General features: G+C 62.8%; 22 protein-coding genes and 1 pseudogene. 7 read left to right on the forward strand and 16 right to left on the reverse strand.

All coding sequences use genetic code 11. From position 1 onward, the window contains the following. Positions 1–95: 95 nt before the first annotated feature. The 7 genes from F758_RS0125565 to F758_RS0125595 form a co-directional block, all read right to left on the reverse strand. Positions 96–1,493, reverse strand: a complete 1,398-nt coding sequence (locus tag F758_RS0125565) for a hypothetical protein (RefSeq protein WP_024510549.1) — start codon at positions 1,491–1,493, stop codon at positions 96–98. A 16-nt stretch (positions 1,494–1,509) separates the two neighbouring features. Beyond that, positions 1,510–2,661 (reverse strand): glycosyltransferase, encoded by a 1,152-nt coding sequence (locus F758_RS0125570; protein WP_024510550.1) that lies wholly within the window; start codon positions 2,659–2,661, stop codon positions 1,510–1,512. Further along, the gene (locus F758_RS0125575) at positions 2,654–3,643 is read right to left on the reverse strand and encodes a polysaccharide deacetylase family protein (RefSeq protein ID WP_035723059.1); all 990 of its coding nucleotides are present in this window, start codon (positions 3,641–3,643) and stop codon (positions 2,654–2,656) included. Before F758_RS0125575 ends, F758_RS0125570 begins: the two co-directional genes overlap by 8 nt. A gap of 136 nt (positions 3,644–3,779) precedes the next feature. Then, positions 3,780–4,937 carry a glycosyltransferase family 4 protein gene (locus F758_RS0125580; protein ID WP_024510552.1) on the reverse strand — a complete coding sequence of 386 codons (1,158 nt, stop codon included), beginning with the start codon at positions 4,935–4,937 and terminating at the stop codon, positions 3,780–3,782. After that, positions 4,934–7,186, reverse strand: coding sequence for a GumC family protein (locus tag F758_RS0125585; RefSeq protein ID WP_024510553.1), 2,253 nt, complete (start codon positions 7,184–7,186; stop codon positions 4,934–4,936). The genes F758_RS0125580 and F758_RS0125585 overlap by 4 nt, the downstream gene beginning before the upstream one ends. Before the next feature lie 22 nt (positions 7,187–7,208). After that, on the reverse strand, positions 7,209–8,366 hold the full coding sequence (locus F758_RS0125590; protein ID WP_024510554.1) for a glycosyltransferase: 1,158 nt from the start codon (positions 8,364–8,366) through the stop codon (positions 7,209–7,211). 518 nt (positions 8,367–8,884) lie between these two features. Then, a complete protein-coding gene (locus F758_RS0125595; RefSeq protein WP_024510555.1) occupies positions 8,885–9,487 on the reverse strand; it encodes a 3-keto-disaccharide hydrolase in 603 nt (200 codons plus the stop codon). Positions 9,488–9,692: 205 nt separating this feature from the next. On the opposite strand from F758_RS0125595, the gene F758_RS0125600 reads away from it, so the two are divergent. The 3 genes from F758_RS0125600 (at position 9,693) to F758_RS49820 (ending at position 12,201) form a co-directional block, all read left to right on the forward strand. Then, a complete protein-coding gene (locus F758_RS0125600; protein ID WP_024510556.1) occupies positions 9,693–10,166 on the forward strand; it encodes a cupin domain-containing protein in 474 nt (157 codons plus the stop codon). 142 nt (positions 10,167–10,308) lie between these two features. Continuing rightward, a complete protein-coding gene (locus F758_RS0125605; RefSeq protein ID WP_024510557.1) occupies positions 10,309–11,676 on the forward strand; it encodes an LLM class flavin-dependent oxidoreductase in 1,368 nt (455 codons plus the stop codon). 342 nt (positions 11,677–12,018) lie between these two features. Further along, positions 12,019–12,201, forward strand: a complete 183-nt coding sequence (locus F758_RS49820; RefSeq protein WP_024510558.1) for a hypothetical protein — start codon at positions 12,019–12,021, stop codon at positions 12,199–12,201. A 486-nt stretch (positions 12,202–12,687) separates the two neighbouring features. On the opposite strand, the gene F758_RS0125620 is transcribed toward F758_RS49820, so the two are convergent. Further along, positions 12,688–12,948 (reverse strand): hypothetical protein, encoded by a 261-nt coding sequence (locus F758_RS0125620; RefSeq protein ID WP_024510559.1) that lies wholly within the window; start codon positions 12,946–12,948, stop codon positions 12,688–12,690. Between the two features lie 264 nt (positions 12,949–13,212). On the opposite strand from F758_RS0125620, the gene F758_RS0125625 reads away from it, so the two are divergent. Further along, the gene (locus F758_RS0125625; RefSeq protein ID WP_502689182.1) at positions 13,213–13,530 is read left to right on the forward strand and encodes a PRC-barrel domain containing protein; all 318 of its coding nucleotides are present in this window, start codon (positions 13,213–13,215) and stop codon (positions 13,528–13,530) included. A gap of 282 nt (positions 13,531–13,812) precedes the next feature. Here F758_RS0125625 and F758_RS44535 read toward each other — a convergent pair. From F758_RS44535 to F758_RS0125645, 4 genes and pseudogenes are all read right to left on the reverse strand, one after another. Then, positions 13,813–14,943 (reverse strand): annotated as a pseudogene (locus F758_RS44535) (NAD(P)H-dependent flavin oxidoreductase). A 113-nt stretch (positions 14,944–15,056) separates the two neighbouring features. Beyond that, a complete protein-coding gene (locus tag F758_RS46645; RefSeq protein WP_198026564.1) occupies positions 15,057–15,659 on the reverse strand; it encodes a helix-turn-helix domain-containing protein in 603 nt (200 codons plus the stop codon). 541 nt (positions 15,660–16,200) lie between these two features. Further along, complete coding sequence (locus F758_RS49825) at positions 16,201–16,533, reverse strand: hypothetical protein (protein WP_157450156.1); 333 nt, start codon at positions 16,531–16,533, stop codon at positions 16,201–16,203. 336 nt (positions 16,534–16,869) lie between these two features. Then, positions 16,870–17,346: an Lrp/AsnC family transcriptional regulator gene (locus F758_RS0125645; protein WP_024510562.1), complete on the reverse strand. Its 477-nt coding sequence runs from the start codon at positions 17,344–17,346 to the stop codon at positions 16,870–16,872. A gap of 152 nt (positions 17,347–17,498) precedes the next feature. On the opposite strand from F758_RS0125645, the gene F758_RS0125650 reads away from it, so the two are divergent. Then, positions 17,499–20,921 (forward strand): indolepyruvate ferredoxin oxidoreductase family protein, encoded by a 3,423-nt coding sequence (locus tag F758_RS0125650; protein ID WP_024510563.1) that lies wholly within the window; start codon positions 17,499–17,501, stop codon positions 20,919–20,921. Between the two features lie 11 nt (positions 20,922–20,932). Here the strand turns inward: F758_RS0125650 and mctP are convergent, their stop codons facing one another. The 3 genes from mctP to F758_RS50940 all read right to left on the reverse strand — a co-directional run bounded on the left by mctP (position 20,933) and on the right by F758_RS50940 (position 23,046). Further along, entirely contained in the window at positions 20,933–22,432 is a 1,500-nt protein-coding gene (gene mctP, locus F758_RS0125655) for a monocarboxylate uptake permease MctP (RefSeq protein ID WP_024510564.1), read from the reverse strand. A gap of 11 nt (positions 22,433–22,443) precedes the next feature. Continuing rightward, complete coding sequence (locus tag F758_RS0125660) at positions 22,444–22,623, reverse strand: DUF3311 domain-containing protein (RefSeq protein WP_024510565.1); 180 nt, start codon at positions 22,621–22,623, stop codon at positions 22,444–22,446. Positions 22,624–22,758: 135 nt separating this feature from the next. Beyond that, the gene (locus tag F758_RS50940; RefSeq protein ID WP_198026565.1) at positions 22,759–23,046 is read right to left on the reverse strand and encodes a hypothetical protein; all 288 of its coding nucleotides are present in this window, start codon (positions 23,044–23,046) and stop codon (positions 22,759–22,761) included. A 164-nt stretch (positions 23,047–23,210) separates the two neighbouring features. Here F758_RS50940 and F758_RS0125670 point away from each other — a divergent pair, with 164 nt between their 5' ends. Continuing rightward, positions 23,211–24,302 (forward strand): peptidyl-alpha-hydroxyglycine alpha-amidating lyase family protein, encoded by a 1,092-nt coding sequence (locus tag F758_RS0125670; RefSeq protein ID WP_024510567.1) that lies wholly within the window; start codon positions 23,211–23,213, stop codon positions 24,300–24,302. Here F758_RS0125670 and F758_RS0125675 read toward each other — a convergent pair. After that, complete coding sequence (locus F758_RS0125675) at positions 24,293–25,204, reverse strand: LysR family transcriptional regulator (protein WP_024510568.1); 912 nt, start codon at positions 25,202–25,204, stop codon at positions 24,293–24,295. The genes F758_RS0125670 and F758_RS0125675 overlap by 10 nt on opposite strands. A 143-nt stretch (positions 25,205–25,347) precedes the next feature. On the opposite strand from F758_RS0125675, the gene F758_RS0125680 reads away from it, so the two are divergent. Continuing rightward, a complete protein-coding gene (locus F758_RS0125680) occupies positions 25,348–26,502 on the forward strand; it encodes an HlyD family secretion protein (RefSeq protein ID WP_024510569.1) in 1,155 nt (384 codons plus the stop codon). The last annotated feature ends 89 nt before the right edge of the window (positions 26,503–26,591 follow it).

Consider the following 26,591-nt stretch of genomic DNA (forward strand, 5'->3'; position numbering starts at 1 on the left):
GCAAATTGCGCTCCCGGACCGGGCTCCCGCAAGCGCGGGTTTCGCCCGCTCGTGCGTTTACCTTAATGCAATATGGGCCCCATCTCCCACGCGGCTTACGAGCGCGGAATGCGGATCATGTAGGTCTCGTTCTCATCCAAGCCGTCGAGCACGAACTTGCCGCCGTTAACCGGAATGCGGCGCCGCAATCCCTCCCATCCCCATAGCTCGATCGTCCGCGCCCACTCGGGCAACGTGATCTCCAGCTCTCGCCCCGGCCGGTCCGTCCACTCCGGCAGGTTCTGCCAGACGATGAGCTCGGCATCCGCCCCCGCCAGGCGATAAAGACCGCGCGGTTTGTCGATGGACTGAATCGTCATGTCGCCGGCAAGCCGCAGGACCATGCGCAAGACGACAGCGCGGATCTCGGGGGACCAGGAGCTTTCCGTTGCGGCCATCGCATAGGCCGGGCCATCGACGCGGCTGGTGTCGCCGAGATTCCAGGGAAAGGCGAGCGCCGTCATCGGCGAATGCCCGTCAGCGCCGACCACGCTCACCTGATCCCAGAACGCGCTGAGAAACAGTTTTGCGGCGAGCTTCGAATCCTCCCATGCGCCGAGGCGCGCGACGTTGAATTCGGTCGCGTAGAACTTCACGTCGCGCTTCAGCCCCATCGCCTGCTTGACCCGATCGAAGCAGGTCTGCACCGAGAATTCGCGCCCCTTCGTCATGGGGAACCATCTGGCGTTGTAGTAGGTGTGCAGATCGATGCCGTCGAGGCGACCCTCTTCGAGCAGATCGGCGATGGCAGGACCGTAGCCGCGCAAGGTCGCATCGCGTTGGGAATTGCAGGTCGCAAAACCGCCAGGCACCACCTTAAGCGCGGGATCGACGCTGTGGACCCCATCGGCAAGGCCGGCCAAGGCGTCATGATAGGCTTCGCGCGGGATGTTCGCCAGGACGTCCGGCTCGTTGATCGCGGTGAAGATCGTCGCGCCCCAGCCCGTAATTCCGTTCTCCCTTGCCCATTCCCCGTCGGGGCGGAAACGCCTGGCCATCGTCTGTCCGGCGACAAACCAGTCATGATACGAGCCGATCGGCTGCGGCGGTGTCAGCGTCTGATAGCTGCCGTCATATTCGAGCAGGATAATCGGCGTGATGTGGTTCGCATGCGCCTCCAGCATCTCCGCATCGAAATCGTGAGGTGTGGGGATCCGGTCGAGCGTACGCCAGCCATACGAATTCATGCGCCCCATGCCGGCGCCGACGCCGTGCAGGGCCGAATAGAGTTGCGCGATCGGAGGGCGTCCTGCGAGATGCGTCACGAGATTGCCGCCGCCGATCCTCTCGCGCAGGCTGTCGCCTGCGGCGGCATTTCCGCTCGCTGCAAGGAAGGCTCCAACGAGGAGCGCGATGCTTGCCACGGCCCGGGCCATGGCGGCCGGACCGCCGCCTTGCGCGGCTCGCTTCGCAGGCGCCTCAGCCTGATGTGAGAGCCCGTTTCGCAACGCCATTACTGCCGCCCTGCTTTCAACGCTTGCAATGGCCAACCGCTTCGGCAGCAGCCTTGCAGGCAGTATCGACCGCGGCGGCGACGGCTTCATACGTGAAACGCGCCTGCACATTCGCGCGCGCCGCAAGCCCTTTTGCTTGCAGCAGCGCCGGATCCTGCGCGATGGCCTTGAGCAACTCACTGAGCCTTGCAGGATCCCGTTCCGGCACGATCCAGCCGCCGTCGCCGACGACGTCGGGTATGGCCCCGGAGGTGGATCCGATCACCGGCACGCCGCAGGCCTGTGCCTCGATGATCACCCGGCCGAACTGCTCGCGCACGGCATTCGTGGTGCGGGTGAGCAGCACCAGGGCATCGAGGCTTTGCAGGAAACTCGCGACTTCCGCCGGCGGTCCCCAGCCCCTGAAACTCACGCGGTCGCTTAAACCCAGTTGCTGAACGCGCTGGCGCAGCTTCGCTTCCTGCGGTCCTTCGCCCATGATGCTCAAGGAGACCGGCGCCCGGTCCATGGCTAGCGCATCCAGCGCATCGTCCAGGCCCTTCTCTTCGACCAGCCGTCCGACATAGCCGATCCTGAAGAGACCGTTGCGCTCCGCCGCCGATTTCGGGACGGGTGTGAAGGTCGTCAGATCCACGCCATAGCCGATCGGCGTCACCGGTCCGCGATAGCCACGCGCGCGCACCACAGCGGTCGCATCCGGGCTGCGCGACAGCACATGGTCCGTGTGCAGCAGCAGATATTTGCGAATGGCCTCGAACGGCGGCGGCAGGCGCTTGAGGATGTTCTGGTCGACCTCCAGCACGAGGCCTGCGCGTGCCCTCAACATTTGCGCCTGCAGCGCGACGATACTCCAAGGCTCTTCCCAGAGATGGATCACGTCGGGATCGAGCTTGCGGAGCAATCGGCGCAAGCCGGGGTAGAAGTGCAGGTACCAGTTCATCGGCCCCGCATGCGGGAGGCGAATGGGCAGGACGTGAGTCGTATAGCCGATCTCCTGGCGCGGCTCGGCTACGACGGTGCGGCCGAATTCCTTCCAGACCGCGGGCAGGACCAGATGCAGTTCAATATCGTTGCGCGACGCGAGATAGCGGTAGCGCAACCGTCCGGCCGCGTTGCTGACGGCCGGATGGGCGATGGAGACAATGCGAAGCGGCGCCGCGCTAGACACGTCCGGCGATCCTCGCGGCCGTTCCGGCGACGCCGGTCAGATGCATCTCCATCGCGGCCAGGTTGCGGTGGCCGCCATTGATGGTGTTGCGGGGCAGGCTGAAGCGATCCCGACCGTAACGGAGCAGGCCCTTGCGCGTGGTCGCCGCGCTCAAGAAACCCGCCTGCCGTGCCAGCGCGAAATCGCGCGGACCGCAATCGACGGAGCGCCCATAAGGAAAGGCGAAATGCTGCACGTTGATGCCAAGCCGCTCGTTCAAGCGCCTGCGCGATCCCTCGAGCTCGGCAACGGCCGCCTCGGGCACGAGCGAGGAGACCCGGGCATGACTGACCGTGTGAGCGCCGATCTCGATCAAGGGATCCTTCGCGAGAAGCTCGAGCATGTCCCAGGAGATCGCGTGTTTCCAATGCATGGCATCGCGATCGATGCCATTCTCCGCGCAGAAGTCCGCATAATGTCTGGCCGCGTCCGGCCCGTCCCACCAGGACGCGATACGCTGATATGCCGTTCGTCGCGCCTCAGGCGTCGCAAGCCGGACAGTCTGCCCTCCGAGCATGACGCGATCGCGTTCGAGCAGCGCCTGTTCGAGCCCCACCGACCAGAGCGGCACCGTTCCATCCGGGATGCCCGTGGTCACAAACAGCGTGAGCGGCACGTTGTGCCGGCGAAAGACCGGCGCGACCAGCTCGAACGTATCGCGATAGCAATCGTCGATCGAGAAATTCACGTAACGGCTGTCGTCAGCCTCGCGCGCCGATCGCAACACGGCTTCGCCGATGGTCACCACATCCCATCCCTGCGCCACGAGATAGCCGAGAAAGCTGTCGAGAAAATCGATGTCGAGATAGAAATTGCGGTTCGGCAGCTTGTCCCAGAGCTGCGAGGACGCGGCGCGGTGAAACGTGAACAGGCACCCTCTCGGGCCCAGCACCCGATCGGCTGCCCTGGCGATCGGCAGTGCGAGGGCGTTGGCCGCGAGCATCGCTGTCGACAGCGCGATCAACTCTGCTGCCCTTTCACATGCAATGCACAGTGGACATGGCTCAGGGCCGAGTGAGCCGCCGTCGGCATCAGAAAGCCGACGGCGCTGGAGCGACGCATCGACGGCTGGTGAACGCTCACGCCGTCGCCCCCGCCTGCAGCTTGCGGATCACCAGCCCGATCGCGTCGAGCATGCGCGTGACGCTGTACCGCGCGCGGGCGCGGCCGGACGCATACTCCAATTGGCCGCTGAGCGCATCAGGCTGCGCGAGGACGGAGGCGATCGCCTTGGCCAGCGCCTGGGAATCATTGGGCGGCACCAAAGTTCCGGCCCTGCCGCCGTCCAGAATATCCGGGGCAGCGCCGGCATCGGTTGCGATCACGGGCACGCCGGCGAGCATCGCTTCGACCAGAGTCCGCCCGAACGGCTCGGGATCGATGGACGGATGCACCATTGCGTCCACGGACTTCATCAATGTCGGCACGTCGCGCCGGTGACCGAGGAAACGCACCCGGTCGGCCAGGCCGCGCTCGAGCACCATCTGCTTTAGCTCTGCCGCGTAAGCCTGCTCTCCGAACAGCGCGTCACCGACAACGATGCAGCCGACGTTCGGCAACGTGGCGAGCGCCTCGATCAGCACATGCTGCCCTTTCCACGGGGCGAGCCGGCTGAAGACGCCGACCAGAGGCCCCGCCGGCAGGCCGAGCACCTTTCTGAGCTCACTCCGCGATCTCGGCTCGGGCGGCAAGGCAAGCCCGTTCGGCACGATTTCGACCAGATCGCGTCGGCCGCCGGCCGCCATGAAAGCGGCCGCCGCAGCCTGCGAGGGTACGATCACCTTAGTGGCGCGTGCATTCGCAAGCGCAACCTGCACCCGCCGCTGCACGGCGCCGAAATGCTCGGGGCTGATGATGTCGTGCAAATGCCAAATCAGCGGGCGCCTCACCAGCATGTTAGCGATCGCCGCAAGCACGAAGGCCTTCTGCGAATTGGCGTAGACGATGTCGTGGGTCCGCGACGCCCGCGCGATCTCGACGACGATTGCTGCAAGGCGGCCTGCCAGCGGAAGCGCCGTCAGCCAGGAGCTGTCGCGGCGGAATTGCGACAGGCCCTGCCCCCATTTCGATGTAATCAGCGTGAGCTGTTTGTCGGCCAGCGCCTTGCTCAGGGGACCTTGCTCGAACAGGAAGGCCGAAGACCGCTCTCTGCCTTCAACGACGTCGAGCAGGATCAGCTCGGCGCCGCCGATCTGCCCGGTGTGGTCCACGAACAGCACGCGTTCGGCCGACATCACCCTGCCCTGGCATATGCTTCGACTGGGATGGGCCGCGGCTCGGGCGCGGCACTGCGCTGGGGCTCCGCCATGGTGACCGCGATCGCGATGTTTGCCGCACCATGCGCTTTCGCCGCCGCCACCGCCGATGCGCTGCGGCCCATCAGCGAGCCATCGCCGCGCATGCAGAGCAGCACGTTATCCACGCCGGCAAGATAGCGGGATTTGCGCGACGGCAGCGCGCTGTCGATCAACACGACATCATAGCCATCGACCCCGGAGAGCAGTTCGGCAAGCTTCTTGCGCAACAGCAGCTCCGCGGTCTTGGCGGAGCCGCCGCCGGCGACCAGCACGTCAAGATTCGGGTCGGCTGTCTGAACGACAGCATCGCGAGCAGGAATTGAGCCGGCCACGACTCCCGCCAATCCAACACCACCATTAACCGCAAGCGCCTGCGCGAAAGCCGGCTTGAGCAGATCGCATTCTACGGCGAGAACGCGACGATCGGCGGCGGCAAGATGCCGCGCCAGCGCCAATGTGGTTAACGACTTGCCCTCGCCATCCGCGAGAGAGGTCAACACGATCCGCCGCCCGGGCTTCTCTTCTCCGATGCGAAGCTCTTGCGCGAGCTGCTCAAGCGCCCCCTGAAAGCCGGCATCCGCCTCAGCCAGTCGCAACATATCCGCAGCCGTCGGCTGAAGATGGTTCTGGAGGATGGCCCCTACGGCAGATACGGGCCGCGGCTTGCTCAGCTTGGGGATGCGGGCAACGATCGGCACGCCGGCGATCATCGCGAGCAGCGATCCGCCTGCAGCCGGCACGGACGCATGAGCCGTGACCTTTCTCAATTCTCGCACAGAGGATGCGACCCTCGCCAGCGCCGTCGCAGCCTCTTCGCGCGCAGCCGGCGCCGCCGCAAGTTCGCCATTCTGCGGCGGCGGATAAAGCTGATCGGCCAGCAGCGCCGCGGCGATGCCGAGGATCAGCGCCAGCGTCGTGCCGGCGGCCAGGAACGGGATCTTCTTCGGAAAGAACGGTTTGTTCGGCAGCTCGGCCATGCTAACGAGGCGCGTGCTGCCCAGGAGCACGCGCCGCTCGGTCTCCAGCTCGCTCGCCTTCTTGTAGAGATCGGCATATTGCTGCCGCTTGATCTCGGCGTCGCGCACCATGCTTTCGATCGACGCCTCGTCGAGGGTGGCGGAGCCCGCTTGCGCCTTCGCGGCGTCCATCTCCTTTTTCAGCGAGGTCACCAGCGCATCGCTGGCATCGAACGTCTTTTGGGCGCTGGCCGCGATGTTCTGCATCTCGTCGGCCATACGCTGCTGGATCAGCGCCTGCTCATGGGTGAGGGCCAGGATCGACGGATGCTTGGGCCCCAGCACGGCGGTTGCGCTGGCAAGCTGCGCACTCACGGTCGTCAGTTGCTGCTTCAGGTCCGCCATCGTCCGGCTCGAGAGCACCGAAGGCGCGTCGGTCGGCCCTCGGGCCTGTTCGGACTTGATCTCCTTCAAACGCGCCAAGGCCTCCGCGCGCGCCGCCTCCGCGGCCGCGAGCTGCTGGCCGATGCTGGTCAGGCGTTCCGAGGTGATCGGCGCGTTGGCGCCGCGCATCAGCCCCTTGTTGCGGCGGAACTGCTGAATCTTCTCGTCGGCGTCCCGGAGCTGGCCATCGAGCTGCTTGAGCTCCTGCCACAACCAGGAGGTCGCAACTTCGCGGCTGTTGGCGCCTTCATTGCGCTGATCCTCAAGGAAAGCAGTCGTCAACGCATTCGCAAGCCGCTGGGCGACGTCGGGAAGCGGAGACTGATAGGAAATGTTGATGACGCGCGAACGGCCGGCAGAAGCCACACTGTAACGGCCTCCGATATAGTCGATGAAGCTCGCCGCGTCCGACGGCAGCTTCTGGCACCGCTCGGCGGAGCCCAACAGCGAGCCATACTCGCATTCCTCGACCACCGCGGGAACGACCCCGGGCGCGTTCATCACTTGCCGCAGCAGGCGCGGCGAGCGGATGACCAGGAGCTGGCTTTCGAGGTCGGCCGGATCGCCGATCTTCTGCGCCCAGGCCGGCGAGCTGTTGCGCACCCCGGGCTCCTGCTCCGCGACGATGACGGAGGCTGTCGCGAGATAACGCACCGGGAGGACGACGAGCGCGAGGATGGCCGCGCCGATCGTCGCGAGAAAGACAGCCGAGAACACGCGCCTGCGGCGCCACAACCTGTTGAAAGCGTCCAGGCCGGATAAGGCTTCGGTTATGTGCGCGTGCCTCATCTTATTCTCGACTGCATGCGGTCTATGCGATCAATCGGGACAGCGCGCGGCCCTGACCGTTCGCCTGGAACTGCGCCAATTCCTCATTGACGGCGGAGACAAACTGCCTGCGGAAACGCTCCGCCGAAAAGAGAGCGGCGCGCTGCCGGCAGTCCAGGCGCGAGATGCCGTGTTCGCTTGCAACGAACGAGCGGACGCAATCCGCGATCGACTGCGGATCGGGAGCGTCAAAAAACATGCCCGTCGCATGGGGACCGGCTCCCAGCACGGACTCGCGCACGCCCCCACGCCCCAAAGCCAGGACCGGGGCGCCCTCCGACTGGGCTTCGACCGGTATGATGCCGAAATCCTCTTCCGCGGCGAAAACGAACGCCCGCGCGGTCGCCATCAGATCGCGCAGGTGCTTGTCCGAGACAAAGCCCATGAAGGTCACATTGGGGCCTGCCAGCTTCTTCAAGCGCTCGGCCTCGGGCCCATCGCCGGCCACCACGAGTTTCAGATCCGGCATCATGTTGAAGGCGCGAATGATCGGCTCGATCCGCTTGTACGGCACGAGCCTGGAGGCCGCGAGAAAATGATCGCTGACGGGAAGGATGGCATCACGGTTTGAAAGGCTCACGGGCGGGTAGATCACCCGCGCGTCGCGGCCGTAGATCTTCTTGACGCGCCGCGCGACGAATTGCGAATTGGTGAAGATCGCATCCGGGCCGTGCGCGGTCCGCACGTCCCACATCCGCATGCGATGTAGGATGGTCCGCGCGATCAGGCTTTTTAAGCCGGCGTCATAGCCGCTTTCCTTCAAATACACGTGCTGCAGGTCCCAGGCATATCGCATCGGCGAATGCACGTAGGAGACATGGAGCTGGTCGGGGCCCGTGAGCACGCCGCGCGCCACCGCGCAGCTCGAGGAAATCACCAAATCATAACCGGACAAATCAAATTGCTCGATCGCGAGCGGCATCAGCGGCAGGTATTTACGATGATGCTTGCCGAGCATCGGCATCTTCTGCAGAAAGCTCGTGTGCGACTTCTCAAAGCCGAGCTTCTTGCGGTCCTCGGGCTTGAGCAGATCGAACAGCGTGAAGACATCCGCGCTGGGATAACACTGCAAAATCTCACGCAAAACTTGCTCGGCTCCGCCGATGACGTAGAGCCAATCATGAACAACAGCAACGCGCATTCCGGTCCCTGATTTTCGGGGCAATTTAATAAAAGCCTTAAGGGACCCATGGGTACGCACAACTCAATCCTAAATTCCTAGTTAACGTACCCTGGATTCGATCGCAGAATCTTAGGCCTGTCCGGTAACCAATCGGCGGCGTCGGTTGCGAATTCGAGAGCGCGTGCGCCGAAGGGACTTGAGCCTCAACGCAAAGCGAAAAGCGCTGCAGTCCAAGGCCTTCGCAGCCTCGAGCGATGATAAAGTTGCTTGGTTAATAGTGTCTTGCGCGAGCTCGGCAGGGTTAATTCGCGGTTGTGCAACCTGCGAAAAGCGCAGTGCCACTGCGTCGAACGCATCAAGGCTGCACCGGACGGGCGGCCCGATCTGTCCGGTCGCCGAATCTTCTTTGGTCGCGCGCTCATCAAGATTGGAGCCGTGCGATCGCCCTCCAACGACGATCATCCGCGACGCTTAAAACCAGGCGCCGAAAGGCTCGCGCACGGACGCGGCGAGTCTTTCGACTATGGTTCGTTGCCTTACAGCGGCTTGATCTGGACCTTGCGGAATTTCACCACGCCAGAGCCGTATTGCAGCGCGAACGGTCCGGCGTTCAGATGCGTTGAGTCCTGCACGTCGGCGGTTTTCTGGCCATTCAATACGACGACGAGATGCGGACCCTGTGCGGTGATCTCATAAGTATTCCACTTGCCCGCGGCCTTCGGCATCGGATCGACCTTGGCCACGTCGACGATGGCGCCGGTGCCGTAGGTCGGGTCCGGCCGCTTGTCGAAGATGTTGACCTCGTAGCAGGTCTTGCTGCCGATCTTTTGCGGATCGTCGCACCGGATGAAGATGCCGCTATTGGCCTCCTCGTCGACCCAGAACTCGGCTCTGATCTGGAAATCCTTGTAGGCGTTCTTGCTGACGAGATAGGCGAGATCCTTGCCCTCGAGCTTGTCGGCGGTCAGCGCGCCGTCCTTCATCGTCCAATTGGCCTTACCGACCTCGTTCCACTCACCCTTGTTGTTTGCATCGAGCAGCGTGACCCAGCCGCCTTCTTGGCCCGACGCCATTTTTGTGAATAGGCCTGTTGCGGCACCGACCAGCAAGACCGCAGCAAGCATCGAAAAGCGTTTCATGAGCGAGAGCCTCCCCTTGTGTGTTGTTGGCGGTGCAACCTAGCATCACCGCCGGCGCGGTAAATGGATTTCTCATGTTGCAAATGCACGCTGAGCAGCCCACCGGTGCATGCCCCTCGGCTTGCAGGACACGAATGCAAGGGGCTAGCATGCGGGCACGATCCGCCGGCCATTCCGGCGCAAGAAAACTCCTAGGGGAAACGCCATGCACGCCAGCAAACGGGTTTTGCGTTGTTTCGCGCTCCCGCTCTCGTTCGCCGCGATGTTGAGTATCGGCTCTGCCGCCGAACTCAATCCCGCCGCGGTCGTCTACAAGCTGCCCGACCAGATTCCCTGGGGCCCCGTCGATGCGCGGGGCGCGCAAAATGCGGTCGTGGTCGGCGATCCCTCAAAGCCCGGCTTTTACATCGTCTATACCAAGTGGACCAAGGGCAATCATTTCAGCCGCCCGCACTTCCACCCCAACGACCGTTACATCGCCGTGCTGCAGGGCACCTGGTGGGTAGGATCGGGCGCCAAATTCGATCCCGAGCACGGCACCGTGCCGATGCCCGCCGGCAGCTTCGTCACCCATTACGGCAAGCAGGTGCATTGGGATGGCGCCAAGGACGAGGACACCGTTCTGCTGATCATGGGCGAAGGCCCGGCGACAGCGACCTCGGTGGCGGAGGAGAAATAGCGTGATTCACGCTGGCCGCCGTCGGCTGCGGCGGCGAAGCAGCGGCATCGAGATCGAGGACGCCACCTGGGACAAATTGCGCGCTCGCGCCGGCCTGGCGGCTCGCCGATGAACTCGATCTCGCCTGACGGAGGAGAGCAGCATGACACGGCAAATGGCGATGGTCGGCTTCCTGCAGGCACAGAATTGCACCAACCTGCCGTGCTCATGGCGGCATCCAGACTCGCGCGACGATTCGATGTCGGCGGACTACTACCAGGAAATCGCCCGCATTCTCGAAGCCGGCAAATTCCACATGGCTTTCTTCGACGACCGGCTGGCGATGCCGGATCGCTACGGCAACGATCACGCCCACACCGTCGAATACGGCATCCGCTGCGTGAAGATGGATCCGCTCATCGTGCTGACCACCATGGGCATGGTCACCCAGAAGCTCGGCCTCGCCTCGACCTGCTCCACCACCTACTTCGAGCCGTTCGACGTGGCGCGCCGCTTTGCCACGCTCGACCTGATGACAGGCGGCCGCGCGGCATGGAACGTCGTCACCTCGGTCAATGACGGCGAAGCGCTCAATATGGGCAAGGCGACGCATCTTGAGCATGATCTGCGCTACGACCGCGCTGATGAGTTCATGGAGGTGGTGCTCGGCCATTGGGATAGCTGGGAAGACGGTGCGCTGATCATCGACAAGGCAAGCGGCCGTTTCGCCGACCCGACCAAGGTCAAGCGGCTCGATCATGACCGGCGCTTCTTCAAGTCGCGCGGGCCGTTCACCGTGCCGCGCTCGCCGCAGGGTCACCCCGTCGTCATTCAGGCGGGCGCGTCCGGCCGCGGCCAGCGCTTTGCCGGCCGCTGGGGCGAAGTCATCTTCACCGCGGCACGCAATCTTGCCAGCGCCAAGCAAGGCTATGACGCGATCCGCAACGAAGCCGCTAGTTGCGGCCGCGATCCCGACCAGATGTTCCTCTGCAACCTGACGACACCGGTGTGCGGCGCGACCAAAGCCGAGGCCGAGGACAAGATGGCGGTGATCGAGAAGCTGCCGCTTCAGATCGATGCGCTGTCGCTGCTGGCGGAGGGGTTGAATTTCGATTTCGCCACTAAGGACATGGACGAGCCACTGACATCAGAGGAGCTCGCGAGCATGCAGGGCATGCTTGGCATCCGCGATGGCGTGCTGCGGACATCCGGCAAGGCGAATCCGACCACGCGCGATTTCATCGAGTTTTCCGGCCGCGGCCAGACCCAGGACGTGATCGTCGGCGGGCCGAAGGAGATCGCCGACAAACTGGAAGAGATGTTCGTGAACCGCGGCTGCGACGGTTTTGTCATCGCGGCCACTTACGTGCCGGGCTCTTACGCCGATTTCGTCCGTCACGTCGTGCCGGAATTGCAGCGCCGCGGCCTGTTTCACAAGGAATATGCCGGCAACACCTTGCGCGAAAATCTGGGGCTGCCGCGGCCCGCAGCCGGCGTCTGGAAGACGCAGCCACGCGTCGCCGCGGAATAGAACTGCCCTGACTGCCATCGAACGGGCGAGACGACTTCCATTAGCTCTCGGCGCCGGCATTTAAGCGAGCGGTTTGAGGGATGACGCCGCCTCGCAGGTGACCACCTCATGTCCGTCGTCACATGCGTCGCCGTGATCCCACCGCCGACAATGCTGGCGCAGCATCTGCATTTCGGCTCTCAGGACTACAGAGTTGGTCCGCTTCAATAGGTGGTTGCCTGCTATTTGATTCCGTAAAATTACGGGTTTCTCATTTTTTCCTGCCGCGGTAGCGATTATTCCTGCCGCGGTAGCGATCTTAGCTCAACGGCGGATACTTAAGAACTGCGCTGGGGGACAAAGTTGGAGGACATGAAGGCGGAGTTGGACTTGCTCATGGAACGGGCGGCTGAATGCGCGCTGATCAGCAGTCAGACGAGCGACAAGAAAAAACGAGATCTGTTTGCAAAGCTCGCGGAGCACTACAGCGTGCTGGCCTCCGAATTGGAACGCGCCATCGCAGAGGCTCAACACGGCGCACAATGATGGGCACGGCGCACGCCCGCGACATCGTGCGCCGGGCGCTGCCCCTTTGCTCCAACTACCCCTTTTATGGATAGGGCTTGGCGCCGATCCGTGGACGATGACGTTCGGCTATCGCAGACCAAACATAGGTTTGTCTGCGATGATTGCCGCTACCGGGGCGCCGAGGTCAGGCCGAATTGGCGGACGATGGCCGGGCTTTGCTCGACGTCTCAATCGCTGCGGTTCCGTGATCGCGGCGCACGCACAATTCGGGCAGGTCGAGATCGATGTAACGCCACGAAACCGGAATTTCAGCCAGATGATCTCGAATGGTCCATGACAAAACGGACATTGGTCCCTCAGATCCAAATTCGCCATGTCACCCTCCTTCGATCAAACAAGTTACGAGACCGGCTGAGCTTGATGCCCCTACGAGCGCTTGAGAGCTGGTATCGGCAGAGCGCAGAAATGTTGCGTGGGTTATCGTCAGCGCGCGCGATGCTGTCATCACGCACTCCCGGCAGCCTCCAAATCTGCGATCTGCTCTTTCAGCAGAGTAATTATCTCGCGCCGATTCGCGGTGTTCGAGATGTAGTTGCAGCGGCGGACCGCCCCACCCATCGGAAAGGCCAAGAGCACGAACCCGAACTTGCGATCGTAGCCACGTGACCTGCCGTTGAACCATTCGTCGAGCAACGAGGCGAGCACGCGCAGTTGTTCGCGAAACCGCGCCTCGATTGGTCCATTGCCAAGCATGTCATTGGGCATTGCGGGAGATCTCCGTACTATTGAACGTGGCGCCACCGCATTCTTCGCTTTGAAGCGTGAAAAGTAGACGCTTCAGCACCACAGGCCGCGTCGCCTAGATGCCGTGTGAGCGGATATGGCCTAGCTTAAAGGGGGCGCAGCTAGGACCGCCTCCACACACCTCCATCGGATCATCTTCAAAGAGACTTGGCGCGCATTAGCCTATGTAAATGCCGTTCATCTTGCCATTGCCAACGACTGGGTCTTGCTGCACTGGTCTAGGCCTTGCCTGAAGTTGACCGAGGCGTTAGCGAGCCGCAATCGCACCATCAGGTTGCATTTCGCACGCTGGAACATTCGGCTCCCTCCGTTATTCCTACGCGCATGAGCGAGTCGAGCATTGGCGAGAAACGAGCCATAAACATCCTCCGCGAATTGCATGCCGCCGAGGAGAAATTGGTGGGCAGGGTGGTCGTCATGGCCGACGGCAAGGCTGGAGCGATCGATCGCGTCTACCTGGATGACGTGCACGGGCTTCGTATATCGATCAGCGGGCATGACGGCCAATGGCCGATTTCGACCGTGAAGTTCATCCAAAGCTGATGCCCCCTCACGACCTGAAGTTCACCGAGGAAGGACGCGGCGGTTGCCTAAGGAACGCAAGATGGCATTTTCCGCAGCGCCTCGCATGTTAGACGATTTAGATCGGCTGCGTGAATGGGCAACTGCATCCGCCGAGGAGTCTGAATTGCTTCGCTTGCGCTCGCAATGATGCCGCAGGGTGGGTGCGCATGCCCTTCATTCCCTCAGCTCGGCGGCTGCTCCAAAATCGAACAATCATGATGGGCACGGCGCTTGCGCGCCTTTGCCCACGCTACAAGATCATCAACTCGCGCGCCCGAGACAAGGCGATTGCGAACTCTCCGCAACCAGCGTTTCAATCAAGCTCGCCGCCGGCAGATTCCGGATCAGCGGCGCGGCTTGGCCGGCCCATAGCGGCACGAAGTCCGTGCGTGGGCCTTTGCCACCGGCCTCTGCCAGCGCTCGCGTGAGGCTGAATTGAGCCGGAAACTCGAGCGCTTCCGCATCTCCCATTTCATCCGTCAAGCGGTTGCGCAAAGCGCGCGCTGGACGCCCGGTGAAAACGCGCGTCACCCGCGTGTCTTCGTCCGTGGCGCGAGACTAGGCCTCCCGATACACATCGGAGACCGCCGCCTCCGGACAGCCTAGAAACGCGGTGCCGATTTGTACGCCGCTGGCGCCGAGTGCAAATGCGGCAGCGATCGCGCGGCCATCGGCGATCCCCCCGGCAGCGATCACCGGAACACGCACGGCGTCCACCACCTGCGGCACGAGCGCCATGGTGCCAACAAGCCCGACGCCGTCGCCCGAGGTGAAGGTGCCCCGATGCCCGCCCGCTTCGACGCCTTGCGCGATGATGGCGTCGGCACCTTGCGCCTCCAGCGCTTTCGCCTCGGCGACCGTGGTTGCCGAGCTCAAGACAATGCACCCGGCCCGCTTGATTTGCGCCATCGCCGTGGCGGGCGGCAGGCCAAAGTGGAAACTGATCACACGTGGCCGCACCTCCAGGATCAGTTCAAGCCGCTCCTCATCGAACCGGGGCAGCGGGTCGCTTGGCTCCGGCACCGAGCCGAGGCCAAGCAGGCCATAATAGAAAGCAAGGCGCGCGCGCACGCGACCGGCCGCCTGCGCGTCAATGCGCGGAGCCGGATGGGCGAAGAAGTTGAGATTGAATGGGCGATTGCTGGCGCGCTGGATCTCCTGGACCTGGTGTCGTGCGCCATGGATCGGCAGCGGCCCGCACCCCAGAGACCCAAGCGCACCGGCATTGGAAACCGCCGCGACCAGCGCGGGTCCGGAAACTCCCCCCATCGGCGCTTGAATGATCGGATGGGTGATACCAAGCAATTCAAGAAGGTCGGTACGCGGCCATTGAATGCTCCGCGAAACCCGCTCGCACGGAATGGACGGTATCTTCCTGATCTGATTCATCATCACAATGTTCCTATCCTGACCAGCCAAGCCGTGAATCGGCTTTGCATCGGGTCCATGGATGTAGGAGAAAGGAAGCGGCCTATCGTGAAGATTCTTGCTGTTTTTGGATTTGTTCAGGGAGCGAGTTGCCGCAGCGAAACGCCGTACACGCGTCTGACCCAGCGAGATAAGTGACTTTGATCGGCAAAACCTGTGCTCAATGCAATTTCGGCGAACCCTGTTCGCCCCTCGCGAACGAGTCCGATTGCATGCTGCAATCGGAGATGCACGACATAGCGGTGCGGCGACATACCCACCGACCGGCTGAACACGCGGCAGAAATGGAATGGGCTGCGCTCCGCGATCTCGGCCAGTGCGGCGATTTCGATGGGATCATCGAGATGGCTGAGAATATAGTCCTTGATTCGAGCGAGCGTCGCTTTGCCGAGCATGCCGCGCGGCCCGCTCGCGGTCCCCGATGTATGGCGAGCCACCAGGCCATCAATGAAGGTGTTGGCGACCTCATTCCAGTAATGCGGCCCGTTCGGATAGCCGGCCGCACCTTCCAGCGCCAAAACGCGCGCAAGGTCGAAGAGCGCTTCGTCGTAGCCGGACAAGCGCTCCCTTAATTGCGCTCCGACCTTCCAACTCTCGGCAGCCGCGAATGCGAGCCGGCTCGGATGAATTGCGATCATCAGCACATCGAAGGCTTCCTTGACGTCAACAGCACACGACATATCAGCAGGATGGATCGCAAACGATTCGACTGAGACGTCGCTGCGAGAGTCCTGTGATGACAGCTCGCAGTCGAGGCGAACCCAAGGATTCATTTGAAATTTGACAAGGTGCTGTTGCAGCAGCGCCCGATGATGGCCCCCGCTCGCAAACCGCACGCGGAGGACGGAGACGCCGCTTTCGCCGGGGGCGCTGCTCGCGCCCAGCAGCGTGGGCGTCTTACCGCCGTCGTCGACTGTTACGTAACCTTCCCACCAAGGTTTCATCCGAGGGCTCTTCCACGGTGACGTTTCGTTGTTGTCGCCTGGTCAAACCATATAGTCGCCGACTCCGGCATCAACATCGAGTGAATGTTGCAACCGTAACGAATCGGCGCGACTGGTCGCGTATTTGCAATCAAGACGTGGCTGAGCTTCACGGCCTCGTTATCTCGAAACGTGCGGCCGGATCGGCAGCGCGTGAACGGGCAATCATCGGGATGACGCTGCGTTGGCCGGCCGATTGCTCGTCGGGCGAATCGGTTCAGTTTTGTCGACGCTCAGTTCATTGGATCGATTTCAGGGCCCTCGACATGGCGTGCGCCGAAAATCGAATTTCGCAAAGCCGTTCAAGCTGATTTGGGTCGTCCAGATCTTCCCGTAAAAATAATTCGCTTTGCGTTCGCCCCAAATCAGTCGCATCCTGCCCGCGTCCCGCCTCGATGAAGAGGGACGTACGCGTCGTCACGGACGTTGAAGCGGGATGCGGTGGACGCGACGGTGCTGTCTGACGAGCGGCATCAGCGCGGACGGCGAAGTCGTGTGGTCCTGGCGCGCCCATGCAGGCGCCAAGCCGGCCGCGATACTTACGCATCGCGCCGGCGACGGTGGCAATCAAGCTGGTTCACCGGGGAGAGCCCGAAGTAAGCCGTAAACCACTGCGCAGGGAAGGCCGGTGTGATCACCGCCTGTACCTGTGGTCAACGCGCGCTCGCGCAAATTTCTTTTGCGCGGGGGCCCCGGTTGCAGCGGCCACCCGGCCTTCCCTCCGCCCTCTGTATTTATGAGGGCAACGTTCTTGGCACAACTCGGGCGCAGATAGCGCCGCGAGAAGGCGAAGCTGTGTTGTCATGCTCTTTGACAACCGAATTTGGACGTGGTCGCGCGCGGTGCGATCGCGATGATCGCCTCGCCCCGCTTGCGGAGGCGAGGTGAGAGGCAGCAACGCGCACCATCATTTCCGCGCCCGCTTGGTCTCGAACGGCAAGGCCACGCCGGTCTTGATCTCCTTCAGGATCATGTTGGTGCGCACATAGCGGATGCCGGGAAGGCGAAACATGAACGTGTCGAGGAAATCGTTGTACGCCTTCATGTCACGCACGACGACGCGCAAATGATAATCGGCGTCACCCGTCGTCGCAAAGCACTCCAGGACCTCGCTGCGCCGGCTCACTTGCGCGACGAACTCGTCGACGAATTTTGCGTCGTGCCGTTCCAGCGACACGTGCAGGATCGCGGAGGTCGCAAACCCCGCCTGCTCGCGGTCGATCAGTGCGGAGTAGCCATGGATCACACCGGCCTCCTCCAGCGCCCGCACGCGACGCCAACAGGCGGAGGTCGACATGCCCACGGCATCGGCCAACTGCTGATTGGTCGCGCGGCCGTCCTTCTGCAGTTCGGCGAGAATCCGCTGGTCTTGCTCTTCAACCACGAAACGGCTCCGTTTCGGCAAACTCTACAAATTGGGGGTCAATATGCAAAATTACACCGGATCGGACCGAGGACGAGCAACGAATAGGTAAGACCTGCCAGCATCAAGGGATTAGCGTCGGAATTCGACGCCATTGATGTCGGAGGTCGGCCATGGACGACAGACTCTCCCTCGACCTCTATCAGCTCTCCGATCGCTACGACCGCGAAGTCGGCCGCGTGTTCCTGACCGGCACGCAGGCGATCGTACGCATCGTGCTGGATCAGGCGCGGCGCGATCGGGCGGCCGGACTCGACACCGCAGGCTTTGTCTCCGGCTATCGCGGCTCGCCGCTCGGCGGCATCGATCTCGAGCTCTGGCGTATTAAGGATCAACTGAAGACTCATCGCATCGAGTTCCTCCCGGCGGTTAACGAAGACCTCGCCGCGACAGCGGTGCTGGGCTCGCAACAGGTCGAGACGCAAGCCGACCGGCGGGTAGCCGGCGTGTTCGGCCTCTGGTACGGCAAGGGGCCCGGCGTCGATCGATCCGGCGATGCGCTGAAGCATGGAAATGCCTACGGCTCCTCGCCACATGGCGGCGTGCTGGTGGTGGCCGGCGACGACCATGGTTGCGTGTCATCCTCGATGCCGCACCAATCCGATGTCGCCTTCATGAGCTGGTTCATGCCGACGCTGCATCCTGCGAGCGTCGCCGAATATCTCGCCTTCGGTGAATATGCCTACGCGCTCAGCCGCTTCTCTGGCATGTGGGTCGGCTTCAAGGCGATCTCCGAGATCGTAGAATCCGGCGCCTCGGTCGAGCTGCGTCCGCCGCGCTTGTTCCAAAAGCCCGATTTCACGCCGCCACCCGGCGGCTTGCACTATCGCTGGCCCGATCTGCCGGGGCCGCAGATCGAGGAGCGGCTGGAGGCGAAGAAGCACGCGGTCTACGCATTCGCAAAAGCCAATCCGATCGATCGCCGCATCTACGACATTCGGGACGCGAGCTACGGCATCGTCACGACAGGCAAGGCTCATCTCGATTTGATGGAGGCAATGCGGCTGATCGGCCTGGACGAGGCGGCGTGCCGCCATTTTGGCATCGACATCTACAAGGTCGGCATGGTCTGGCCGCTCGCGCTCCATGACGCGATGGCCTTCGTCACCGGCAAGCGCGAGATCCTCGTGGTCGAGGAAAAGCGCGGCATCATCGAAAGCCAATTCAAGGAATATTTTTACGACTATCCGGGCGCAAAGCCCGAGCGCATGGTCGGCAAGCACGACGAGACCGGCGCGCGGCTGATATCCTGGATCGGCGAATTGTCACCGCGCGCGCTGGCGGACGTGCTGGCACGCCGGCTCGATCCGATCTTCCCCGAGCTGCAGCTCGCGCACCGCGTCGCTGCACTGACGCCCGAGCAGCAGCGCGTCATCACGGTGCAAGGCGCGACGCGCACGCCTTATTTCTGTTCCGGCTGCCCGCACAACACATCGACAAAGCTGCCCGAAGGCTCGAAGGCGCTGGCCGGCATCGGCTGCCACTTCATGGCGAGCTGGATGGATCGCGAGACGTCGTCGCTGATTCAGATGGGCGGCGAAGGCGTCAACTGGGCGGCATCCTCGAAATTTGCCGGACACAAGCACATCTTCCAGAATCTCGGCGAAGGCACCTATTACCATTCCGGCTCGATGGCGATCCGCCAGGCGATCGCGGCCGGCGCGAACATCACCTACAAGATTCTCTTTAACGACGCGGTGGCCATGACCGGCGGGCAGCCCGTCGATGGTCCGATCAGCGTTCATGCCATCGCCCACAGCGTCCGCGCCGAGGGCGTATCGCGCATCGCGCTGGTCTCGGACGATCCGGCGAAGTTTGCGGCGAAGGATTTTCCGCGCGGCGTGACCATCCATCCGCGCGAGGAACTGGATGCCGTGCAGCGCGAACTGCGCGAGATCTCCGGCGTCACCGTGCTGATCTATGAGCAGACCTGCGCCACCGAAAAGCGCCGCCGGCGCAAGCGCGGCCAGGTGGCAGACCCTGCCCGCTTCGTCTACATCAACGAGTTCGTTTGCGAGGGCTGCGGCGACTGCTCGGTGGAATCGAACTGTCTCAGCGTCGAGCCCAAGGAGACGCCGTTCGGCCGCAAGCGGAAGATCAATCTCTCCACCTGCAACAAGGATTTTTCCTGCCTCAACGGCTTCTGCCCGAGCTTTGTCACGATCGAAGGCGGCAAGCGCCGTGCAAAAACGGCTTCCGATCTCGATCCGCTCGCGCGCGCAGCCACGCTGCCGATACCCGCGCTGCAAAATCTCGAGAAGCCCTATGATCTCCTGGTGACCGGGGTCGGCGGCACCGGCGTCATCACCGTGGGCGCGCTCATCGCCATGGCGGCGCATCTTCAAGGCCGCGGCGTCTCGGTGCTCGACTTCACCGGCTTTGCGCAGAAGTTCGGACCCGTACTGAGCTATCTGCGCCTCGCGGCGAGGCCGGATCAACTGCATCAGGTGCGGATCGATCAGGGCGCTGCCGATGCCCTGATCGGGTGCGATCTCGTGGTGAGTTCGTCGGCAAAAGCCTCCGGCACCTACCGCAAGGGCATGCGCGCCGCGGTCAACACCGCGGAGATGCCGACCGGCGATGTAGTGCGCCATCGTGATGCGGATCTCGCGAGCGCGACGCGCCTTGGCGCGATCGAAAGCGTCCTCGGAACAGGCAACCTGAAGACGCTCGACGCCAATGTGCTCGCCGAAGAACTGCTCGGCGACTCCGTTTATGCCAACATGCTGATGCTCGGCTTTGCCTGGCAGGACGGGCTCGTCCCGGTCTCGCTCTCCGCGCTGCTGCGCGCGATCGAGCTCAACGGCGTTGCGGTTGCGCGTAACAAGCAGGCTTTTGCATGGGGCCGCATTGCCCGAAGCGATCCGGGTTTTCCCCCCAACGCCGTACGCCGCGCAAAATCTACTCCCGAGACCCTCGACGAGGTCATCGGACGACGCAGTGCATTCCTCGCGCAATACCAAGACCGCGCCTACGCAGCTCGGTACGAGGCAATCGTCGCACGAATCCGCCGCGCCGAGCGTGAGCTCGGCAGCGAAGCCTTAACCGATGCCGTTGCTCGCTCGCTGTTCAAGCTGATGGCCTACAAGGATGAATATGAAGTCGCGCGCCTGCACATGGAGAGCGGCTTTCTGGACACGTTGCGGAGCGAGTTCGAGGGCGATTTCAAGATCAGGTACCACCTCGCGCCACCCTTCCTGCCTGCAGAAAAGGATGCGCGTGGGCGGCCGCGCAAGCGCGCCTTTGGTCCTTGGATGCAGCTTCCGCTCAAGCTGCTCGCGCGCCTGAAATTCCTTCGCGGCACCCCGCTCGATGCGTTCGGCTATACGGCGGAGCGGCGCGCCGAGCGGGAATTGATCGCATGGTACGAGCGGCAAATCGAAACCATGCTTGGCCAGCTCTCGCTTGGCAAGCTTCCTGATCTCGTCGCAATCGCCAGAGCGCCGCTGGAAATCCGCGGCTACGGTCCGGTGAAGGCGGCCGCCATCCCCAAGGTGAAGGCCGACGTGGCGCGGTTGACGGAGCGCCTGACGTGACGACTGGCGTTCTAGGAACGAACCGCCACGCTGCGATCGGCCGCGGGCGAAATCCACGCCAACAGCGCGGTTGCGATCACCGCAACGACGATGTTGAGGATCAGCGCGCCGAGGCCGACATAGAACGTGTAGGTCGCCCCGCCGACGCTGATGCTCGCAAGTGGCTTCAGGCCATTGCTCCAGGCCGTCCACGAGCCCCACGCGATACCGGCAGCCCAGCCGAGCAGCAGGCCTTCCGCGCGGAACCAGCGGGTATAGATGGCGAAGACCAGCGCAGGAAATGTCTGGAGGATCCACAAGCCGCCGAGCAGTTGCAGATCGAGGGCATACTGCACCGGCAGGAACAGCGTGAAGGCCAGCGCCCCGACCTTGACGATCAGCGAGGTGATCTTGGCGACCGAGGCCTCGCCGGCGTGAGTGATGTTCGGATCGAGATAGGTCTTCCAGACGTTGCGCGTGAACAGGTTGGCGGCGCCGATGCTCATCACCGCCGCCGGCACCAAGGCGCCGATGGCGATGGCGGAGAAAGCAAAGCCCGCAAACCAGGACGGGAAAAGCGTCTTGAACAGCATCGGCACCACATCGTTCGGCGAGGCGACCTGGATGTGTGCGGCATGGGCCATGTAGCCGAGCAGCGCGATCAAGCCGAGCAGCAGCGTATAGGCCGGCAGCAGGATCGCATTCTTGCGGATGGTATCGGCAGACTTGGAAGCGAACACGCCGGTCAAGGTGTGCGGATACATGAAGGCGGCAAAGGCCGAACCGAGCGCCAGCGTGGCATAGGCCAGCATCTGCGAGTCCTTCAGGATCAAGCCGGTGGCCCCACCCTTGGCGTCAAAAGCGTCACCTGCAGCGGCAAACACCGCGCCATAACCACCGAGCTTCGCCGGCACGATGATGACGGCCGCAAGCACCACGATATAGATCATGGTGTCCTTCACGAAGGCGATCAGGGCCGGTGCGCGCAGGCCGGAGCTGTAGGTGTAGAGCGCGAGGATGATGAAGGCCGCAACGATCGGCAGTTCGCCGGAAAGCCCCATGGCCTTGATGACCGCGCCCATCCCGACGAGCTGCAGCGCGATATAGGGCATGGTCGCGACGATGCCGGTGACGGCGACGGCGAGCTCGAGGGCGCGCGAATTGTAGGTCCCGTGTACGACGTCGGCCGCGGTGACATAGCCCTTGGCATGCGCAGCCTTCCACAACAGCGGCATGACCGCGAAGACAAAAGGATAGACGATGATGGTATAGGGCAGCGCGAAAAAGCCGTAGGCGCCGACAGCATAGACCAGCGCGGGAACCGCGATCACGGTATACGCGGTGTAGAAATCGCCGCCGACCAGAAACCAGGTGATCCAGGTGCCGAATTGCCGGCCGCCCAGTCCCCATTCGTCAAGATGCGCATCCACGGGACCGGATTTCCAGCGCGCCGCCAGAAAGCCCATCACCGTGACGAGCACGAAGAAGAAAATGAAAACCGAGAGTGCGACCCACTCAAGCTCAACGGACATGACGGCTCCTCTCAGCGAGCTTCGTCATGCGGCTGGCTGCGGTAAACCAGCCAGATCAGAACCGAGGTAATCGGCACCCAGGCGAGCTGATACCAATAAAAGAAGGGGAAACCGAACAGCGCGGGGTCTTTGAAATTGTAGAAGGGCACCCACAACAGACCGATAAACGGCAGCAGCAACAACATCCACATCAGCGATCTCAGCAACGAGCCGGTTCCTCCGGCCTCTCTGATCCAACGAACTGGGCGGCGGCTTAGAGGCAAATGAACTATATTGCAACGTGCGATGCCGAAAATGTGATCGAGCGATCGGCCGAGCTCCGTCGTCTATTCGACCTTGATGCCGGCCTGATCGATCACGTGACGCCAGTGCTCCTCCTGGTCACGAAAATAGCGATCGAGCTCGTCCGGCGGACGCGCCACCAGGACGAGGCCCTCACTGACGCTGAGCTTCTTGAACGCTTCCGATTGCACGGCCTTGGCAGCCGATTTGTTCAACCGATCGCGCTCAGGATAGGATGCGCGCGCAGGACCGTTCGGCAGCAAGCTCAGCGACACACATGCTGCCAACGCGAACAGATACCAGCTCAGCCGCCCCTTGCTTGGCAAGCCCATGGGATCTTCCTCGCTGAAAGCACACGCTTCCTTGACCCTTCTCTTCTCCGCCATGCATCCGACGAAGAACGCCCGCGCGCCATTCTGCGTGGACGTTCGGACTTTGGTGAGACTAGCATCCGCCTCGCATCTAAAAGGCAAACAAAACGATCGGGGAGGAATGCATGAAACGCGGACTGTTCGGCCTGTTGCTGCTGATCGCGTCGCCCGCGCTGGCGCAGCAATCGGTCCCAAGCATAGCCTTCGATTCCGTCCCCAATCCGCTTCACCTGCCACGCAACGTGTATTTTGGCGAAGCCTCGGGCGTCGCCGTCAATTCCAAGGGCCATGTTTTCGTGCTCTCGCGCGGCAACACCTCCGGGCCTGCTTATGCGGCGGCTGCGGCGCAGCTCTTCGAGTTCGATGCCAATGGCGATTTCATCGGCGAGATCGGCAAGAACCTATATGCCTGGTCGTTCGCCCACACCGTGAAGGTCGATCCCGCCGACAACATCTGGGTCACCGACAAGGGCTCGGACATGGTGATTAAATTCGATCCCGACGGCCGGGTCCTGATGGTGTTCGGCCGCAAGCAGGAGGCCTCCGACGAAGAGACCGGGCCGCTCAAACATCCCAAGCCACCTCTGCCCGCCGAAGAGGGCCGATTTCGGCAGGTCACCGACGTCGCCTTCGACAAGGACGGCGATACTTTCATCAGCGACGGCTACATCAATTCGCGCGTCGCCAAGGTCGACAAGGACGGCAACTGGCTGAAATCCTGGGGCGACCGCGGCAAGGAGCCTGGCCAGTTCAATACGCCGCACTCGATTGCGACCGACGCCCAGGGCAATGTCTATGTCGCTGATCGCGGCAACCGGCGCATCCAGGTGTTCGACGGCGAGGGAAAATTCCTCCGCCAAATCACCATCGACGTGCCGGTGCCATCGGACGCCAGACCAGCCATCGGCAAGATACCCGACGAAGCCATGATCGCAGGCGGCACGTTCGCGCCGGGCTCGCCGTGGGCCATTTGCATCACGCCGCCGCCGAACCAGGTGCTGTATTCTTCCGATGCCTGGCCCGGCCGCATCTACAAGCTTTCTCTCGACGGCAAGGTGCTCGGCGTGCTCGGCCAGTCCGGCAAACAACTCAAGCAGTTCGGCTGGATTCACGCGATGGCATGTCCATCGGAGAATGTGCTCTACGCCGCGGAGTTACTGAACTGGCGCGTGCAGAAGCTGATCTTGAAGCAGTCGCCTAACGACACTCACGAATAGGGATTGATCAGTTTCTGCTGCTCGGCCGAGTGGTGCACCAGCATGTCGATGAAGGTTCTCACCTTCGCCGACAAATGATGCCGGTGCGGGTAAACCGCACTCATCGAAAGCTCTACCGGTCGATATTCCGGCAAGAGCCGAACCAGACGACCTGCCTCCAGATCGTCGTGCACCAGAAANCCCGCCGCGAGGCAAATGCCGACGCCCTGCAGCGCGACGATCCGCAAGGCTTCGCCGCTATTGGTGACGAGGCTGCCCGCCACCCGCACCTTTGCCGGCGCGCCCTTGCGGTCCGCGAACTGCCACTCGTCGCCAAAAGGATACATCAGGTGGCGAATGCAGTTGTGGCTGGCGAGGTCGGATAATTGTTCCGGTCTATTGTGCTTTTCGAGATAGCCGTGCGAGCAACAGAGCACATGCCGCCAAGTGGCGAGATTGCGCACGATTAGGCTCGAATCGGGCGGGGGCGTCATCCGCAACGCGACGTCAAAGCCCTCTTCGATCAAATCGACGTTGGACTCGCCCATGCGAAGATCGACCTTCACTTCCGGATAGGTCGCGAGAAACTCGCCGATAACAGGCGCGATGAAGGGCACCATGTGGGTCGCGCTATGCACACGCAGCGTGCCGCGCGGCGTCGACTGCAGGGCGCTGGCGATATCGTCGGCCTGTTCGAGGTCGGCGAGGATTTGCGTGGCCCGGTCGTAATAGGCGCGGCCGACTTCGGTCAGGCTCACTTTGCGCGTGGTACGGTTGAGCAGCCGCACGCCGAGGCGCTCCTCCAGCGCCTGCACGTGATTGCTCACCATGGTGGTCGACATGTTCAGTTTGCGTCCGGCGGCCGAAAATCCGCCGCTGTCGACGACCCCGACGAAGGTGGTGAGGCTCGTAAGCCGGTCCATCGGCGCCCTCTGATTGTTTTCTTCTGCTGGATAATGCTTCCCGTTTTTAGGAGATTATCAGACCGGAGGGGACATTGCATCTTGCTTGCCGTGAGGCAGCGGCCACGGCGTTGGCCGCTGTCCAAAAGGTTTTGGAGGGTGTCATGTCGACGGCGTCTTATGTCTCTGAAGAAAAAGGGAAAACCCGCCTTCGCCTATCCCGGTCGGCGATCAAGCGGACCGGCCTTGTCCTGGCATTGACGCTTGGGGTCGCCGCCGCGGCCGACCTTGGTTACGGCTATCTCACCACCGGTCGCTATCTGGAGACCACCGACGACGCCTACGTCAAAGCCGATTCGACGATCGTGGCGCCGAAGGTATCTGGCTATATCGCGGAGGTTGCGGTCTCCGATAATGAACCGGTGAAGGCCGGCCAACTCCTTGCCCGCATCGACGACCGCGACTTCAAGGCCTCGCTCAACCAGGCGCAGGCCGATGTTGCGGCGTCCGAAGCCGCCGTGCGCAACCTCGATGCGCAGATCGAGTTGCAGCAGCCGATCATTCAGCAGCAGGAGGCCGAGGTCGACGCCGCCGACGCCAATCTGAAGTTCGCCCAGCAGGAACGCACCCGCTACGACGACTTGATGAAGACCGGCGCCGGCACGGTGCAACGCGCGCAGCAGACTGACGCCGCGCTGCGCGCCAGCGCGGCGCAATTGCAGCAGGGCAAGGCCGCGCTGATGGCGGCCAACAAGAAGCTCGACGTGCTTTCGACCGAACGGGCCAAGGCAGTCGCTCAGCTTGCCCACGCCCGCGCGGTGGAGCAGCAGGCGGCGCTCAATCTCTCCTACACACGGATCACCGCCCCGGTCGACGGCACCGTCGGCGCGCGTTCGTTGCGCGTCGGCCAATATGTGCAGGCGGGAACGCAGTTGATGGCGGTCGTGCCGCTCGACGCGATCTATGTCGTTGCGAATTTCAAGGAGACCCAACTCACTTACGTGCGCGACGGCCAGCCCGTTGAGCTGCGGATCGACAGCTTCCCCGGCCACAAGCTACGCGGCCATGTCGACAGCCTGTCGCCCGCGAGCGGCCTCGAATTCGCACTGCTGCCGCCCGACAATGCCACCGGTAATTTCACCAAAGTCGTGCAGCGCGTGCCCGTGAAGATCGTGCTCGATGATCACAGCCTGACCGGACTGTTGCGCCCCGGCATGTCGGCCGAGCCGACCGTCGACACCAAGGCGACCGTGCTTGCCGAGCGCGAGCGTCATAGCCAGCTTGCCGCCAATCCCGTCTCCGTCCGCCACGGCAGCTAGCGGGTGCGCGAGAGCCGAGATCTTCAAGTCCCGCCGGATAGTCCTTCGCGCTTTTGTCCAATTATCGAACTCCCTGCTTCAATGCATCT

The organism is Bradyrhizobium sp. ARR65 (genome assembly GCF_000472385.1).
Lineage (GTDB): Bacteria > Pseudomonadota > Alphaproteobacteria > Rhizobiales > Xanthobacteraceae > Bradyrhizobium.